9 protein-coding genes are annotated in these 17,316 nt (G+C 72.8%); 2 read left to right on the top strand and 7 right to left on the bottom strand.

Annotated elements, in window-relative coordinates; translation table 11 throughout:
- Positions 1-7: 7 nt before the first annotated feature.
- Positions 8-997 carry a PALP domain-containing protein gene (gene sbnA, locus L3Q67_RS29190; protein WP_499184636.1) on the top strand — a complete coding sequence of 330 codons (990 nt, stop codon included), beginning with the start codon at positions 8-10 and terminating at the stop codon, positions 995-997.
- Positions 998-1,120: 123 nt separating this feature from the next.
- Entirely contained in the window at positions 1,121-2,524 is a 1,404-nt protein-coding gene (locus tag L3Q67_RS29185) for an MMPL family transporter (RefSeq protein ID WP_499184635.1), read from the top strand.
- Here the strand turns inward: L3Q67_RS29185 and L3Q67_RS29180 are convergent.
- The 7 genes from L3Q67_RS29180 to L3Q67_RS29150 are packed head-to-tail and all read right to left on the bottom strand — an operon-like array spanning position 2,448 to position 17,312.
- Positions 2,448-3,398, bottom strand: coding sequence for an ATP-binding cassette domain-containing protein (locus tag L3Q67_RS29180; RefSeq protein WP_395899323.1), 951 nt, complete (start codon positions 3,396-3,398; stop codon positions 2,448-2,450). The two genes, L3Q67_RS29185 and L3Q67_RS29180, sit on opposite strands and share 77 nt — an antisense overlap.
- Positions 3,398-3,601: an MbtH family protein gene (locus tag L3Q67_RS29175; protein WP_209667852.1), complete on the bottom strand. Its 204-nt coding sequence runs from the start codon at positions 3,599-3,601 to the stop codon at positions 3,398-3,400. Before L3Q67_RS29175 ends, L3Q67_RS29180 begins: the two co-directional genes overlap by 1 nt.
- Positions 3,602-3,642: 41 nt before the next feature.
- Positions 3,643-4,533 (bottom strand): ABC transporter permease, encoded by an 891-nt coding sequence (locus L3Q67_RS29170; protein ID WP_499184634.1) that lies wholly within the window; start codon positions 4,531-4,533, stop codon positions 3,643-3,645.
- Positions 4,530-14,546, bottom strand: a complete 10,017-nt coding sequence (locus tag L3Q67_RS29165) for a non-ribosomal peptide synthetase (RefSeq protein ID WP_499184633.1) — start codon at positions 14,544-14,546, stop codon at positions 4,530-4,532. Before L3Q67_RS29165 ends, L3Q67_RS29170 begins: the two co-directional genes overlap by 4 nt.
- A complete protein-coding gene (locus L3Q67_RS29160) occupies positions 14,543-15,511 on the bottom strand; it encodes a PALP domain-containing protein (protein ID WP_499184632.1) in 969 nt (322 codons plus the stop codon). Before L3Q67_RS29160 ends, L3Q67_RS29165 begins: the two co-directional genes overlap by 4 nt.
- Positions 15,502-16,719, bottom strand: coding sequence for an acyl-CoA dehydrogenase family protein (locus tag L3Q67_RS29155; RefSeq protein ID WP_499184631.1), 1,218 nt, complete (start codon positions 16,717-16,719; stop codon positions 15,502-15,504). Before L3Q67_RS29155 ends, L3Q67_RS29160 begins: the two co-directional genes overlap by 10 nt.
- Positions 16,716-17,312: a DUF2786 domain-containing protein gene (locus L3Q67_RS29150; protein WP_499184630.1), complete on the bottom strand. Its 597-nt coding sequence runs from the start codon at positions 17,310-17,312 to the stop codon at positions 16,716-16,718. Before L3Q67_RS29150 ends, L3Q67_RS29155 begins: the two co-directional genes overlap by 4 nt.
- Between the last annotated feature and the right edge of the window lie 4 nt (positions 17,313-17,316).

The raw sequence follows: 17,316 nt of genomic DNA, 5'->3' as shown, positions 1-17,316 counted from the left end.
CGGAACCGTGCCGATCATAACCACGCCCCAGGAGTTCAACGTCGGCGATCTGTTCGTCGACCTCACCGAGTTCGCCGGGCGGTCCCTCTTCCTCAAGTGCGAGGGGTTCAACTTCGCCGGGTCGATCAAGATCAAGGCGGCCGCCGAAATGGTGGCCGCCGCCGAGCGCCGGGGCGAGCTGGGCCCCGGCTCCACCCTGGTGGAAAGCTCGTCCGGGAACCTCGGCGTGGCACTGAGCCTGGTCGCCGCGGGCCGCGGGTACGGGTTCGTCTGCGTCACCGACTCGCGGTGCACGCTCGGCGCCCGCCAGCTGATGCAGACGCTCGGCGCGCGGGTGCAGGTGATCACCGAACCGCACCCGGAACGCGGCCTGCTCGGCGCCCGGATCGCGCGGGTGGAACAGCTCCGCGCCGGCCACGGGTACGTCTGGCTGAACCAGTACGCCAATCCGGGGAACTGGCAGGCGCACTACCGGACCACCGGCCCGGAGATCGCCGGTGGCTTCCCCGACGCGGACGTGGTGTTCATCGGCGCCGGGACCACCGGCACGCTGATGGGCTGCGCGCGGTACCTGCGTGAACACCGGCCCGGTGTGCGGGTGGTGGCGGTCGACTCGGTCGGCTCGGTCACCTTCGGCACCCCGGCCGCGCCGAGGATGATCCCCGGACTGGGCACCGGTGTGCGCCCGCCCCTGCTCGACATGTCCTATGTGGACGACGTGGTGCACGTGGCGGAGGCGGACACCGTGCGCACCTGCCGTCTGCTGGCCGGGCGCGGGTTCGTCTTCGGCGGCTCCACCGGGACGGTCGTGAGCGGGGCGCTGAGCTGGTTCGCGAAGCACCGCTCCGACCGGGGGGCCACCGCGGTGGCGATCGCCCCGGACCTCGGCGACCGGTACCTCGACACCGTCTACCACGACCAGTGGGCCGCCGACCTCTACGGCGAGGCGGTGCTGCGTCCGGAAGCACCCCGGCACGGCATCCGGCTCGGGACCTAGCACCACCCCAAACCGGGGTGGCACGCCCCGTGTGCGGGCGATCACGGTACGACATTCTGAGAACCGTCGTCGATCCCTGTGCCGCACCTGCCGGCGGCGCCGGATGAGGGAGCGGTCTTGGAAATGCCACTGACAGCCCGGGCGGCTCGCTGGTGCGCCGGTCACCCCCACGGCACCCTGGCGGTCTGGCTGGTGTTCCTCTCGGTGGCCGCCCTCGGGGGTGCCGGGACCGGGCTGCGCCTGGCACCCGGCCTCCCCGGCGCGGTCTCCGCGGTGGTGGCGACCGATCCGGCGAAGGTGCTGGTGCTGGGGGCGCCGGTGGTGCTGGCGTTGTTGTGGCTGGTGCTCGGCTCGGCGCTGGTGACGCTGGCCGCGGCGTTGTTCCTCGGCGCGGTGCTCGCCACCGCGCTCGGCCTGGTGACCGCCCTGTCCTCGGTGCTGCCGACCTCCCACCTGGCCTGCGACGTCGTGGTGCTGCTGGGAGTGGTGGTCTCGGCGGACCATGTGCTGTTCTCCGTGCGGCGGCACCAGGAAGCGGTGACGGACGGGCGGGACATCCCGGACACCGCGCAGGTGGTCGCCGCGACCGCGGGCCGCACGGCGCTGGTCTCCGGCATCGCCATCGCGGTCTCGATGACCGGGTTGTGGCTGGTCGGCGACGCGCTGCTGGCGCCGGTGGCGTTCGGCGCGATCGTGGTGGTGGCCGTGTCGACCAGTGCCGCGCTCACCCTGCTGCCCGCGTTGCTCGCGCTCCTGCCGGTCCCGGCACCCCGGCGGATCCGCCGGTGGTGGCCGGGCCGCGTCCCCGCGCTGCGGGTGCACCGCGACACCCCGCGCCTGGCCGCGCGGCTGGCGGCACCGGTGGTCGGCCTGCTCGCGCTGCTCGGGCTGCTGCACTTCCTGCTGCGCTCGGCCGGCCTGCACGACCTGCCCGGCGCGCCGCCCTACCTCAGCGGCGACGCGGTGCTGACCCTGGTGCTGATGCTGGCGCTGACCGTGCTGGTGTTGCTGATCGCGTTCCGGCCGATCCTGGTCGCACTGGCCAGCGTCGCGCTGGGCGTGCTCTCGGTGCTGGTGGCGCTGGGCCTGCTGGCCATGCAGGTGGCGCACATCCCCGAGTGGGCGCCGATGGTGCTGCTGGTGGTGCTGTCCGGGCCGTCCACCGACATCCACGTCTACCTGCTGCACCGGTTCCGCAGCGAGGCGCTGACCGGGATGTCCGCGCGGCACGCGATGACCGGCGGGGTCCGCCGCAGCGCGAGCGCGATCGGCGGGGCGGTGGCCGTCGCGTTCGGCGCGTGCATCGCCTTCGGCCTGGCGGGCACCGGCGAGTTCCGGGCGTTCGGCTGGAGCACCGCGGCCGCGCTGCTGGTGGACGCGGTGCTCGTGCGCACCCTCGTGCTGCCCGTCCTGATCTCGCTGGGCGGGCAGCTGAGCTGGTGGCGGCGGATCACTCCGCGGGCGCACTCCCGGTCAGGTCGAGGAAGACCTCGTCCAGGGTCGGGCGGCGCAGCGCGAAATCACTGAACTCCACCCCCGCCTCCCGCAGCGCCGTGGCCGCCGCGGCGATCCCGGTGGCGTTGTCGTGCAGCTCGATCGCGATGCTCCGCTTGCGCTCGTCCACCACCGGCGCGCTCGCGGTGACCTGGGACAGCGCGGCGACGGCTTCGGCGAGCCCGCCGGTCACCGAGACCTCGAGCCGTTCCTGGCCCACCTTCCGCTTCAGCTCGTCGGCGGTGCCCTCGGCGATCACCCGGCCGGTGTCGATCACCACGATGTGGTCGGCGAGGAAGTCGGCCTCCTCCAGGTACTGCGTGGTGAGCAGCACGGTGACGCCCTCGTCGACCAGCTCGCGCACCAGCGTCCACAGCGTCATCCGGCTGGCCGGGTCGAGCCCGGTGGTCGGCTCGTCGAGGAACAGCACCGGCGGGCGGGCGAGCAGGCAGGTCGCCAGGTCGAGGCGCCGCCGCATGCCACCGGAGTAGGTCTGCACCGACCGGTCCGCGGCGGCGCTCAGGCCGAAGCGCTCCAGCAGTTCGCCTGCCCGCGCCTTGGCCGCCTTGCGGCCGAGGTGCAGCAGCGTGCCCAGCAGCACCAGGTTCTGCCGCCCGGTGAGCAGCTCGTCCACCGCGGCGTACTGCCCGGCCAGGCCGATCCGCCGCTGCACCTGCTTGGCCTCGCTGACCACGTCGAACCCGGCCACCCTGGCGGTGCCGCCGTCCGGGCGCAGCAGGGTGGCGAGCACCCGCACGGTGGTGGTCTTCCCGGCGCCGTTCGGCCCGAGCAGGCCGAGCACGGTGCCCGCGCGCACGGACAGGTCGACCCCGCCGAGCGCGTCGTGCTTGCCGTAGCGCTTGCGCAGGCCCTCGGCCTCGATCGCGAGGTCCGCCCCGGCGCGCATCAGCGGGCTTCCCGGAGGCTCTTCGGGCGCAGATCGGTCCAGTTGGCGCTGACGAAGGCCAGCGCCTGCTCCCGCGTGCACTCGCCGAGCGCCACGGTCCAGCCCACGGGCACCTCGGCGAACACCGGCCAGAGGCTGTACTGCTCTTCGGCGTTCACCAGCGCCAGGAACGTCCCGTCCTGGTCGTCGAAAGGGTTTGTCACGTCGGCACTCCGATTCTTTCGTAGAGGGGTTTCCGCCTGCCTCAGGCGACCCGGTAGCGGCGGAAGCTGAACAGGGTGGCCAGCACGAAGACCACCGTCAGCGAGACGGCGATCACCACGCCGGGGTGGCGGGACGGGAAGTCGGTGCCGACGGCCACCGGGTTGCCCCAGAGCTGGCGCACGGCGTTGGTGACCGAGCTGACCGGGTTCCACTCGGCGATCGGGCGCAGCCAGGACGGCAGCCGGTCGATGGACATGAAGGCGTTGGAGAGGAAGGAAAGCCCGAGGGTCATCACCGCGCCGATGCCGTCGATCGACTCGGGGTTGCGCATGGTGAGCCCGAGCAGCACGCCCACCCAGATCATCACGTAGAGGAAGACCACCAGCAGGCCGAGCCCGGCCAGCAGCGGCAGGAAGCCGGTGTGCACGCGGCCGCCGACCAGCACCCCGGCGCCCACCACCAGCACCAGCGCGATCAGGCCGACCACCAGGTCGCCGATGCTGTGCCCGATCAGCACGCTGGGCCGGGTGATCGGCAGGGAGCGGAACCGGTCGGTCAGCCCGCCCTTGAGGTCCATCGCCACCGCGATCGCGGTGGGCGCGATGCTGGCCAGCCCAACCTGCATCAGCGCCGCGGGCAGCAGGAACTCGGGGTAGCTGCCGCCGCCGGGGACGATCACCGCGTCCTTGAACACGTACCCGATGGCCAGCATGGTGATCAGCGAGTTCAGCGTGACCGCGAGCAGCCTGCCGGGGGCCTTGCGCAGGTGCACCAGGCGGCGCCCGGCCAGTGCCAGCGTCTCCACCGCCGCGGTGAACGGCACGCTCTTCCGGTCCTCGGTGGGCACCCGGCCGGCGGGCTCCGGGCCCGTGGGTGCCGGATCGGCGGGCCCCGGGCTGGTGGACGCTGGGATGGTGGACGCGGTGCTCATAGCTCCCCTTCGGCGGACGTGGACCGGTCGAGCCGCGCGGCCAGCAGGGCACCGATCCGGCCCTGTGGTGCGGAATGCATCAGGTATTCGTGACCGCAGTCGAGCTCGTGGCTCTCGACCGCGCCGCCGGTGAACGGCGCCCACCGGCTCGCCCGTCCGGCGATCTCCCCGGGGCTGAGCCCGTCGGTGGCGATGACCAGCTGAAGGCCGCCGGTGAACTTCGACGGCCGGTACCGGTGGGCGAGCCGGGCGTTGTTGTTCATCACCGCCAGCACCCTTTTCATCCGTTCCTCGCCGATGTCGGCCAGCCGCGAGTCACCGCGGCGCAGCACCTCGAGCACGTCCTCGGCGGTCAGCTCGGCTCCGGCGAACTGCTCGCCGTCGAACCCGACGTGTTCCAGGAAGCTGGTCAGCAGTTCCCGTTCCGACGGCACGGCCTCGGTCTCGTCGTCCACCGGGTAACTGTCCAAAATAGACAACAGCGCGACCTGGTGGCCCGCGGCCTGGAGCTGGACGGCGATCTCGTGCACCAGCAGGCCGCCGAACGACCAGCCGAGCAGGTGGTACGGCCCTTCGGGCTGGATCTCGGTGATCCGGCCGAGGTACTCCGCCGCCACTTCCTCCACGCTGGCCGGGAACTCCCGGTCCTCGTCGATGTTCGGCGACTGGAGGCCGTAGATCGGGCGGCCGGCGTCGAGGTACCGGGCCAGGCCGAGGTAGGGCAGGCTGAGCCCGAGCCCGGCGTGCACGCAGAACAACGGCTCCCGGTCGCCGGTGGGCCGGATGGGCAGCACCGGCGCGAACGCCTCGACCAGCGCGCCGGTGACCTCGGCCCGGCCCGCCGTGGCGGCCAGGCGCTCGATGGTGCCGTGGGTCAGCACGTCGGCCACGGTGAGCGGCAGCCCGGCCTTGCGGGCGAGGGCGACCAGCCGGACCGAGCGCAGGCTGTCGCCGCCCAGCTCGAAGAAGTCGGCGTCGACGTCGACCGTGGCCAGCCCGAGGGTTTCGGCGAACGCCGCCCGCAGGACCTGCTCGGCCGGTGTGCCCGGCCCGGTGCGGGCCTGCGGTGCCGGTTCGGGCAGGGCCGCGTGGTCGAGCCGCCCGTCCGGGGTGACCGGGAGCGCGTCCAGCACGACGAAGGCCGACGGCACGGCGAAGTCCGGCAGGACCTGCGCCAGGTGCTCGCGCAGGAGGACCAGGTCCACGCCGTCTGCGGTCAGATAGGCGAGCAGGCGGTCGTCGCGCACCACCACCGCGGCCGCCGCCACCGCCGGGTACCCGGCCAGCGCGGTCTCGATCTCCGCCGGCCGGACGGCGAACCCGCGCACGCGGGCCTCCTCCCCCGCCTTCGCGAGGAAGTCCAGGGTGCCGTCGGCCCGCCAGCGCACCAGGTCGCCGGTGCGGAACATCCGCGCACCCGGCGGCCCGAACGGATCGGCGACGAACCGTCGTGCCGTCCGGGAAGTGCGGCCGAGGTACCCCCGCGCCAGGCGTGCGCCGCCGAGGTAGAGCTCACCGCGGACGCCCGGGGCGACCGGGCGCAGTCCCTCGTCCAGCACGTAGGCCCGGACGCCGGGCATCGGCTCGCCCAGTGCCGCGACCGCCTCGCCAGGCGTCGGCTCGGCGGCCACCGAGAAGTAGCCGGTTTCCCGGCGGCCGTAGTGGTTCAGCACGCTCCCGCCGTGGTCGTGCACGCGTTCGGCCAGTGCGCCGCTGAGGGGTTCACCGGTGGCGAGCACCCGCACGCCCTCGAACCCGGGGCGGCACTTCAGCCGGGTCGGCGTGGCCAGCAGGACAGTCGGGTCGCCGGAGTCGTCGAGCAGCACCGCGCCACCCGCGAGGAAGGTCGCCAGCGCCGCCGGGATCGCGTAGTCGTCGCCGGGCAGGGAAACCCGGTCCCGGGTGCGGATCTGGTCCCGCAAACCGGCGACCACGTCCGCGAGCGCGCCGCGCGACAGCACGACACCGTCTCCGGTCACCGACGCGGCATGCCCCGGGAGCGAGGAGGTTTTCGGTCTCGTGGCGGAGAACTCCGCCGTGTCCGGTTCCCGGTCGAGCACCAGGAACGGCTCGACCTCGGCCGACGGGCCGGGCAGGTGGTAGGCGGCGCCCGCGGTGAGCACCGCCAGCACGGCGATCAGCCTGTCCACCCGAGCCGCCGAGGCGATCGTGACGACCTTCTCCGGCCCGGCCCCGGCGGCGATGAGTGCCCTGGCGAGCCGGTGCACCCGCGACCGCAGTTCCGTGTAGGTCAGGGAAATCCCGTCGCCGGTCAACGCCGTCGCGGTGGCGCGGCCGGTGAGCAGCCGGGCGAGATCGCCCTGCGGCCCGGCGGCCAGGCCACCCCACTCGTTCAGCACCCGGCCGCGTTCGGCGGTGGTGAGCACGTCGATCCGGCTCAGCGGCCGGTCCGGGTCGGCGGCCACCGCGGTGAGCAGGCGGGTGAGGCGGGCGCCGAGCTGCCCGGCCGCTTCGGCGCTGAACAGGTCGGCGCTGTACTCGACGGTGCCTTCCAGGCCACCGCCCGCGCGGCGTTCGCCGAACTGGAAGGTCAGGTCGAATTTGAACTTGGCGTGGGTGGCGGGCAGTGGCTCCGGCCGCACCCGCAGGCCACCGAGTTCGAACCCGGCTTCCGGAACCTCGTAGTGGGCCAGCATCACCTGGAACAGCGGTTGCCGGGACAGCGACCGGGCCGGGCGCAGCGTGTCGAGCAGGTGCTCGAACGGCAGTTCCTGGTGGGCGTAGGCGGCCAGGTCGGTGTCACGGACGCGCTCCACCAGTTCGGTGAACCGCGGGTCGCCGCCGGTGTCCGTGCGCAGCACCACCGTGTTGACGAAGAAGCCGACCAGGTCGTGCACGGCTTCGTCGGTCCGCCCGGCGACCAGGCTGCCCAGCGGGATGTCGGAACCGGCACCGAGTTTCGCCAGCAGGGTGGCGACAGCGGCCTGGAGCACCATGAACACGCTGGCCCCGGCGCGCTGAGCCAGGTCGGATAGTCCCTTGTGGACCTCGGGCGGCAGGTCGAATTCGATCGTGCCACCGCGGTAGGCGGTCGCGGCCGTCCGCGGCAGGTCGGCGGGCAGGGCCAGTTCGTCCGGCACCCCGGCCAGCGCGCCGCGCCAGAAGTCCAGCTGGCGGTTCAGCACGCTCTCGTCCCGGTCCGCGTCGCCGAGCAGTTCGCGTTGCCACACGGCGTAGTCCGCGTACTGCGCGGGCAGCTCGGCCCAGCCGGGTGCCCGGACGGCGAGCCGGTGCTGGTAGGCGGTGGCGAGGTCGCGGGCCAGCACGTCCACCGACCAGGCGTCGCCGGCGATGTGGTGGAGCACCAGCAGGAGCACGTACTCGTCGCCGAGCCGGAACAACCGGGTCCGGAATGGACGGTCGACGGCGAGGTCGAAGCCACGGGCCGCTTCCGCGGAGAGCGTCGCGGTCAGGCCGGTTTCGGGGAGCGTGGTCGTTTCGAGCGGGAGCCCGGTGTCCAGGATCCGCTGGTACGGCACGCCGTCCTGGTCCGGGAAGGTGGTGCGGAGGATCTCGTGGCGCGCGATCACGTCCTCGACCGCGGCGACCAGCGCCGAGGGCTCCACGTCACCGGAAAGGCGGACGGCCAGGGAGATGTTGTAGGCGCCGCCGTCACCGTCGAGCCGGTTGAGGAACCACATGCGCAGCTGTGCGAAGGACAGCGGCGGCCGCTCGGGGCGGTCGAGCTTCCGGAAACCGGCGCGGGCCTGACCGGCGGAGGCGAGCCGTTCAGCGAGCCGGGCGACGGTCCGGGCCTCGAACAGGTCCCGCACCGGCAGTTCGGCGTCCAGCGCGGACCGCACCCGGCTGACCACCGCGGTCGCCAGCAGCGAATGCCCGCCCAGGGTGAAGAAGTCCTCGTCGATGCCGACCGCGGCCAGGCCGAGCACCTCGGCGTAGATCCCGCAGAGGGTTTCCTCCACCGGCGTCCGCGGTCCCCTGGCCTGCTGCCGTGCCTCTTCTTCGGGCGCGGGCAGTGCCTTGCGGTCGACCTTGCCGTGGGCGGTGAGCGGGAACTTCTCCAGCACCACCAGCGCGTGGGGCACCATGTAGGCCGGGAGCCGGTCGCCGAGGTGCTCGCGCAGCGCGGCGGGGTCGACCGGTTCGGCGGGCACCACGTAGGCCACCAGCCGCTGGTCGCTCTTCTCACCACGCACCAGCACCACGGTCTCGCCGACCGCCGGATGCGCGGCGAGCACGGCTTCGATCTCACCGAGTTCGATGCGGTGGCCGCGGATCTTCACCTGGAAGTCCCGGCGCTCCACGAACTCCAGCGAACCGTCCGGCCGCGACACCACCCGATCGCCGGTGCGGTACATCCGCGCACCCTGCTCACCGAACGGATCCGCCACGAACACCGAAGCCGTCCGCTCGGGTGCGTTCACATAACCGCGCCCGACCACCAGCCCGCCGACGTACAGCTCGCCCGGGACCCCGGCCGGCACCGGGCGCAGCTCATCGCTGAGCACGTACAGCCGGGAGTTGCGCACCGGGCGGCCGATCGGCACGCGGACCCCGGCACAGTCTTCGCCGGAGTACAGGAAGGCGTGGGTGACGTCGTCCGAGCATTCGGTCGGCCCGAAGGCGTTCACCAGCGGGATTCCGGGGAAACGCGCGAACCAGCGGACACCCAGGTCCGGCGGCAGCGCCTCCCCGGTGACCACCAGCCACCGCAATCCCGGCAGCGCGACCTCGGCGCCCGCGATGTCCCACGCGTCCAGAGCCACCCGCAGCAGGGACGGCACCACTTCCAGCACCGACACACCCTCGGCCGGAATCAGCCCGAACAACGCGTCGGGATCGGCGGCCGTGGTGCGGCCGACCACGCGCACCTGCGCGCCGACCAGCAGCGGCGCCAGCATCTGCCACACCGACACGTCGAAGGTCAGCGGCGCGTTCTGCACCACGATGTCCGTGGCACGCAGGTCCAGGTCCTCGACCTTCGCGAGCAGGTGGTTCACCATGCCCCGCTGGTGCACCATCGCGCCCTTGGGCTTGCCCGTGGACCCGGAGGTGAAGATCACGTACGCCAGCGCGTCGTCCTCTGTGGACACAGCGCGGCTCGTGGTTTCCTCTGCGTCGTCCAGCGTGACCGACGGCAGGTGCCCGGCGATCTTTGCCGCCAGCTCACCGTGTCCCGGTCCGACCACCAAGGCCTCGGCACCGCTGTCCGCGAGCAAGCCCGCCAGCCGCGCTTCCGGCATCGACGCGTCCAACGGCAGGTAGGCGCCGCCGGCGCTCCAGGCGCCCAGGATGGCGGAGACGAACCCGATGCCCGGGTCGGCCAGCACACCGACCAGCCCGGAGGGCAGCCGCCGGGCCAGCGCGTTCGCCCGCTCCAGCAACGCCGAATACGTCACGGCACCACCGTCGTCCACCACCGCGACCGCATCCGGGGTGGCCGCGGCGACCCCACGCAGGCGGGTCAGCAGCGGCTCGCCGACTTCGCCGATCGTCCCGGTGCCCCGCGCCAGCAGCTCGGCGTGCTCGTCGCGGGTCACCACGTCGACCCGGCCCAGCAGTGCGGCGGGATCGGTGGTGACCGCGTCCAGCAGCGCCGAGAAACGGCGGGTCAGCAGCTCGATCTCCGCGGGGGCGAACAGTTCCGTGGCGTAGTCGAAGCGGAAGATCAGCCGCCGCCCCGGTTCCACCACCAGGCTGAGCGGGTAGTGCCGCGAGTCGAGGGTCACCGCGTCGACCACCCGCACGTGCTCGCCGAGCGTCACCTGCGGGCCCTGATCGTCGGCGGGCACGTTCTCGAACACCACCGCGGTGTCGAAGAGCTCACCCACCCCGGCCAGTCCCGGGACCTCGTTCTGCACCTCGGCGAGCCCGACGTGCTGCCAGGACAGCATCGCCGACTGCTGCCGCCGGAGTTCGGCCAGCAGCTCGGCGATCGGCCGGGCCGGGTCCAGCCGCGCCCGGACCGGCACGGTGTTGACGAACATGCCGACCATCGTCTCGACGCCGGGCAGTTCCGCCGGGCGCCCTGAAGTGACCGAACCGAACACCACGTCGCGCTGCCCGGCGAGCCTGCCGACCAGGATCGCCCAGCACGCCTGGACGAGGGTGTTCAGCGTCAGTTCGTGCCCCCTGGCCCAGGCCGAGAGCCGGGCCGTGTCCGATTCGGACAGTGCCAGCTCGGCCGAGGCGGGCAGCGACCGCGCCGGTTCGGCGGCGGGCGGCGCGATCCGGGTCGGTTCCGCGAGCCCGTCCAGCACCGTGCGCCAGGCCCGCCGCGCCGCCACCTGGTCCTGGCCCGCCAGCCAGGCCAGGTAGTCGCGGAACGGGGTCACCGCGGGCAGCCCGGCATCCGGACCGTGCTGGTACAGCTCGGAAAGCTCGCGGATGAGGATCGGCACGGACCAGCCGTCGGTGGCGATGTGGTGCGCGGTCCAGAGGAAGCGGAACTCCCCCGCCGCCAGTTTGATCAGGGTGAACCGCACCAGCGGCGGCCGGGCGAGGTCGAACCGGCCGGCGCGGTCCTCGTCGAGGATCCGCCGCAGCTCCGCTTCGCGTTCCGCCGCCGGGAGGTGGCTCAGGTCCAGCTCGGTCCAGGGCAGGTCCACCCCGGCGGCGATCACCTGCACGGCCTCACCGGTCCGGAGGTGACGGAAATACGCGCGCAATGTGGCGTGCCGGTGCAGCAGCGCGGCACAGGCGGCCCGCACGGCGGCCACGTCGAGAGCCCCCTCGAGGTTCGCCACGGCCTGCACGGTGTAGACGTCCACCCCGTCCGGATCGAACTCCGAGTGGAACAGGAGTCCTTGCTGCAACGGGGAAAGCGGCAGCAGGTCCTCGACGGTGGTGCCGTCGGCGGTCAGTTCGGCCAGCTCGTCCGCCGACACCTCGACCAGCGGGCCCTCGGGCGCCACGAACTCCGCCGTGGCGCCGGACAGGGTCGCGCCGACCGCGATCGCCGCGGGGGTCCGGTTCTCCAGGATGTCACGCGGGGTGATCACCAGTCCCGCCTTGCGGGCGCGGCTGACCACCTGGATGGCGCTGATGCTGTCACCGCCGAGGGCGAAGAAGTTGTCGTCGATGTAGACCCGGGGCACGGTCAGCACCTCGGCCAGCACGTCGCAGAGGATCTGCTCGGCGGCGTCGCGCGGGGCCCGGCCGACCAGCTCGGCGCCGAAGTCGGGTTCGGGCAGCGCCTCCCGGTCGACCTTGCCGTGCTCGGTCAGCGGCAGCCGGTCCAGGGCGAACATCGCCGAGGGCACCATGTAGTCCGGCAGGAGCTGCTGCAGCGTGCTGCGCACCGCCGCCGCGTCGAGCGCGCCGGTCCCGGCGCTGGTCAGGTAGGCGGCGAGCCGGGTGGTCCCGGCGGGGTCGGTGAGCACCCGCACCACGGCGTCCGCGACCTCCGGCAGCGACCGCAGGGTGCTCTCGATCTCGCCCAGTTCGATGCGGTGGCCGCGGATCTTCACCTGGAAGTCCCGCCGCTCCACGAACTCCAGCGCACCGTCCGGCCGCGACACCACCCGGTCCCCCGTGCGGTACATCCGCGCACCCGGCTCACCGAACGGATCCGCCACGAACACCGAAGCCGTCCGCTCGGGCGCGTTCACATAACCCCGGCCGACCACCAGCCCGCCGACGTAGAGTTCGCCCATCGCGCCGACCGGCACCGGGCGCAGTTCGTCACCCAGCACGTACAGCCGGCAGTTCCGCACCGGGCGGCCGATCGGCACCCGGGCGCCTTCTTCGCCGGACCTGAGCACGGCATGCGTCACGTCGTCCGAGCATTCCGTGGGGCCGTAGGCGTTCACCAGCGCGATCTCCGGGAACCGCGCGAACCACCGGGCACTCAGGTCCGGCGGCAACGCCTCCCCGGTGACCACCAGCCACCGCAACCCCGGCAACGCGACTTCGCCGCCCGCGATGTCCCAGGCGTCCAAGGCGGCCCGCAGCAGGGAAGGCACCACTTCCAGCACCGACACGCCCTCGGCGGGGATCAGGCCGAACAACGCGTCCGGGTCGGCGGCCGTGGCCCGGTCCACCACCCGCACCTGTCCGCCGACCAGGAGCGGCGCGAGCATCTGCCACACCGACACGTCGAAGGTCAGCGGCGCGTTCTGCACCAGCACGTCGGACGCCCGCAGGTCCAGGTCCTCGACCTTGGCCAGCAGGTGGTTCACCATGCCGCGCCGGTGCACCATCGCGCCCTTGGGCTTGCCGGTCGAACCCGAAGTGAAGATCACGTACGCCAGGTCGTCCTCCGCACCGGAAACCGGCGACCACGAGCCCGCCGCGTCCTCGGCGTCGTCCAGCGGCACCAACGGCGATCGCCCGGCGATCCGGGCCGCCAGCTCCTCGTGGCCGGAGCCGACCACCAACGCTCCGGCACCGCTGTCGGCCAGCAACCCGGCCAGCCGCGCCACCGGCATCGACGGGTCCAGCGGCACATACGCCCCACCGGAACCCAGCACGCCCAGCACCGCCGTGACGAACCCGATCCCGGGCTCGGCCAGCACCCCGGCCAGACCGCCCGGCAGGCGCCGCGACAACGCGCTCGCCCGGCCCAGCAACGCCGAGTACGTCACCGCGCCACCGTCGTCGACCACCGCGACCGCGTCCGGCGTGGCCTCGGCGACCGCCCGCAACCGGGTCAGCAGGTCGGCGTCCACCGTTCCGGAAGCACCCACGCCCAGCGCGAGCGCGGCACCTGCCTCGTCCTCGGTGAGCACGTCCACACGGCCGAGGAAGCCGTCCGGGTCGGCCAGCGCGAACCGCTCCAGGAAGGCGGCGAAGCGGTCCAGGTGGGCTTGCACGCCGGGGCCGTCGTAGAGGTCGGGGTTGCCGTTCAGGTGCAGCTCGATGCCACCGTCGACGGCGTCCAGCACGGTCACCGACAGGTCGTTGGTGATGCCGGTGGACAGGTTGTTCAGCCGGGTTTCGCACTCGCCGAGGCGCAGCCCGGGGTCGGGCGGCAGCACGTTGACGAACGGCCCGCCGAACGGCCTGCGCTCGTCGCTGCGCACGCCGATGTCGCGGCGGATCTGGTTCACGTGGTAGCGCTGGTGCTTCAGGGTCCTGGCGAGCTCACGCGACGACCGCGCCAGCAGTTCACCCGGCGTCATGTCCGGTTCCACCACCATGCGCAGCGGCAGGTAGTTCGCCACCATGCCGGGCGTGGCCCGGGAGCGCACGCCGGCCCGTGCCGCCACCGGGACGGTGAGCAGCAGCTCGGTGAGCCCGGAAACCCGTTGCGTGTAGGCGCCCATCGCGGCGATCACGAACGTCGGCAGGGTCACCTTCGCCGCCGCCACGGCCGCCCGCACCGCACTCGCGGTCCGCCCGGGCAGCACCAGGCTGCGGCGCAGGAACCCGCGCGCGGGCGCCGGTTCGGAGCCGGAAAGGCTGACGAGGTCCGGAGTGGACTCGAAGTGCCCGCTCCAGAACTCCTTGTCCCGCACCCGGTGGGTCGAGTCCTGGTAGGCCAGGTCGGCTTCCAGCAGGTGCCGGAACGACGGCAGTCTTCCGTCCTCAATGGACTTACCGGTCAGCAGCGCGTTGTACAGCTCACCGAGGCGCCGGTGGCAGATCGCCGCGCTGTACCCGTCGCCGACCAGGTGGTGCGTGGTCAGGTACCAGAAGTGCCGCCGCGGGCCCAGCTTGAGCAGCGCGCCGCGGAACAGCGGGAAGTCGGTCAGCGCGAACGGCTTGCGCAGATCCTCGTGCATCCACGCCACGGCCGCCGTCACCGGATCGGCCTCCCCGGTCAGATCCGGGTAACGCACGGGCAGCTCCGGCAGCGGTTCGATGACCTGCCGGGGTTCACCGGCCACCTCGAAGAACCGCGCCCGGAAGCACTCCGCCTCCTCGGCCAGCCTGCACAGCGCGGCTTCGAACACAGTGGTGTCGAGCGGGCCGCGGATGTCCAAGTAGTCGGCCATCGCGTAGGCGAGGCCCCCGCCGGAGAGCTGCTCGTCGAACCAGACGTCGGTCTGCGCGGTGGACAGGGGCAGGGTCGCGTCGACAGCGGTCATCGGGGCACCTCGGAGAAGGTTTCGGCGGTCAGGGTGTCGTCGAGGAGTGCGCCGGGCCCGTAGCTGTCGGCCACCCACTGGTCCTGGTAGACGGTGTCCAGGTAGCGGTCGCCGAGGTCGGGTGAGATCGCCACGGCGGTCAGGTCCTCGTCGCCGTGCGCGGCCAGCCAGTTCAGCGCCCCGGCCAGCACGGTGCCCGTGGGCCCGCCGAGCAGGAAGCCCTGCCGCACCAGTCGCCGGCAGGCACGCACCGCGGCCGGTTCGCCGACCCGCACCACGGCGTCCACCAGGGACTCTTCGAGCAGGCCGGGCCGGCACTCGCCGTGCCCGGGGATGCGCTGGGCCGGCTCGGCGCTTTCCACCGCGACGATCCGCGTGGACGGCCGGACCTCACGGAAGTAGCGGGCGCAGCCGGTCAGGGTCCCGGCGGTGTCCGTGCCGACGAAGAGCACGTCCAGTTCCGGGAAGGTGTTCAGGATCGCCGGTCCGGTCGTCCGGTAGTGGGCCAGCCAGTTCTCCGGGTTCTCGTACTGGTCGAGCCAGACGTACCCCGGGTTGTCCGTGCACAGCCGCCGGACCAGCCGCAGCCGGGCGCCCAGCAGGCCCTCGTCCGGATGCGGTTCGGTGACCACGTGGACCTCGGCGCCGAGGTTCTGCATGAGCTGGCGCGCGGTCAGGGTGCACCGCGAGTCGGTGACGCAGACGAACCGGTAGCCCCGGCTCGCCGCGAGCATGCTCAGCGCCACCCCGGTGCTGCCCGAGGTGGTCTCCACCATGGTCGCCCCCGGGCGCAGCGTGCCGGCCCGTTCGGCGGCGGCCACCATCTCCGCGGCGGGGTTCAGCTTGCCCGAGCCGGCGAAGTTGAAGCCCTCGCACTTGAGGAACAGCCGCCGTCCGGCGAACCGGTGGAGATCGAGGTAGAGATCGGAGACGTCGAACTCCTCCGGCCTGGTTATCACCCGCACGAAGATCCTCCAGTCGAAAGCGCGCGCCCGAAGGCGGGAAAGGGATCGTCCCGGCCGAGCTTCCCGGTCAGCACGCCGTGGAAAACGTTGAGCTTCTGGATGTTCCCGGTGCCTTCCATGAACTCCACTCCCCTGGCGTCCCGGGTGAGCTTGTCCAGCGCCGGGTGTTCCCAGCGGGCACGCGGGCCGAAGAACCCGGCGGCCAGCAGGGTGGCGTCCTCGGCGAGCCGGGCCGCGTCCGCCTTCGCGGCGGAGGCGAGGAAACCGTTGCCCGCGTCGGCGTCGACCTCGACGGCCGACAGGTGCACCAGGTGCCGGGCACCGTCGATCCGGCGGCCGAGCCGGTCCAGCCGGTCCCGTTCGGCGTGACCGAGCGAACGCCGGTGGGTCAGCACGTACTCGTGGGCGGCGCGGGCGATCCCCAGCGCGATCGCGGCGACACCGGGCCGCAGCCGGTTGAACGTCCGCGCGCAGGCCCACATCCCGCGCCGGGTGGGCGAAAGGTGACGGCCGAGCACGCGCCCGGCGGGGATCGCGACGGAATCCAGGTCGATCGCGCAGATCCGCGCGCCACGCAGGCCGATCATGTCCAGTGGCCCGGCGTGGAAGCCGGGCGTGGTGGTGTCGACCAGCACCGCGGTCACCCCCAGCGGACCTGGGCGGGTGCGGGCGAAGACCACACCGAGCCGCGCGCGGGCGGCGTTGCCGACGTACTTCTTCCGGCCGGACAACACGAAATCGCCGTCCTCCGCCGGTTCCAGCGCGGTCTCCAGCGCGTTCGCGTCGGACCCGCGGGCCGGTTCGGTCACCGCGAAGAACGTCCACTTCGGACTTTCCAGTAGGGAACCGTAGAACCATTCCTTCTGCTGTTCGTCGCCGAGCATGTCGACCAGCACGCCGGACATGGACGCACCGGGCGCGGCGAGCAGCACCCCCGCGTCACCGCAGGCGAACTCCTCCAGCACCACCGCGCGTTCCAGCGCGGACATGCCGAAGAACCGGTGTCCACCAGCCGCCACGCCGCGACCGCCGTACTCGGCCGGGATGATCATCTCGGCCAGGCACCGGACGCCGGGCAGGTCCGTGCACCGGGCCACCGCGTCGGGATCGCGGTCCAGCTCGGTGCCGAAGGCGCGGAAGTCCTGGCTCCAGTGCCGGGCCTGCGCCCGCAGTTCCCGGAGCCGGTCGTCGAGCACGGTGGCGGTCATGCGGTTTCTCCCGTGAAGGCACCGGCGAGCAGTTCGGAGAGGTCGGCGACCTCGCCCGGCCCGCCCGCCAGGAAGCCGGCGGCGCCCAGCAGGCGCAACAGGCCACGATCGGCTTCGGTGAGCTTGGCGTGCAGCTGTCCTTCGTCCGGGGAATCCCCGGCCACGGCCAGTTCGGCGCGCACCTGCAGGTGCAGGGTCACCACCTCGGCGATCGCGCCCTGGACCAGTTGCTGCCGCAGCACCGTGGTGTCGCCGGTCCACCGCTCCCCCAGGTGTTCGAGGCAGCGGTCCAGCAGGTACTGGGAAAGCCCGAGCCGCAGCCAGACCGCACCCACCGCCAGCACCGGCTCGCCGGGACCGGGTTCACCCCGCACCAGCACCACCGGGCCGCCGGGCGGGTTCGCTTCCCGCACCACCACGCCGCCGGTGTCCGTCCCGGCGGGCAGCACGGCACAACCACCGGGCCCGAGGGCGGAGGCGCCGGGCGGCAGCGCCGAGAGCAGGGCGGCGAGTGCGGGGGCGAGCCCGCGTTCCCTGGCCGTGCCGTGACACCGGCGCCACAGCCCGGTGTCCGCCCCCGCGATCGCCGTCATGGCT

Source organism: Saccharothrix sp. AJ9571, from assembly GCF_021725495.1.
In the GTDB taxonomy this organism is placed as follows: domain Bacteria; phylum Actinomycetota; class Actinomycetes; order Mycobacteriales; family Pseudonocardiaceae; genus Amycolatopsis; species Amycolatopsis magusensis.
This window is presented reverse-complemented; position numbering and strand designations above follow the sequence as displayed.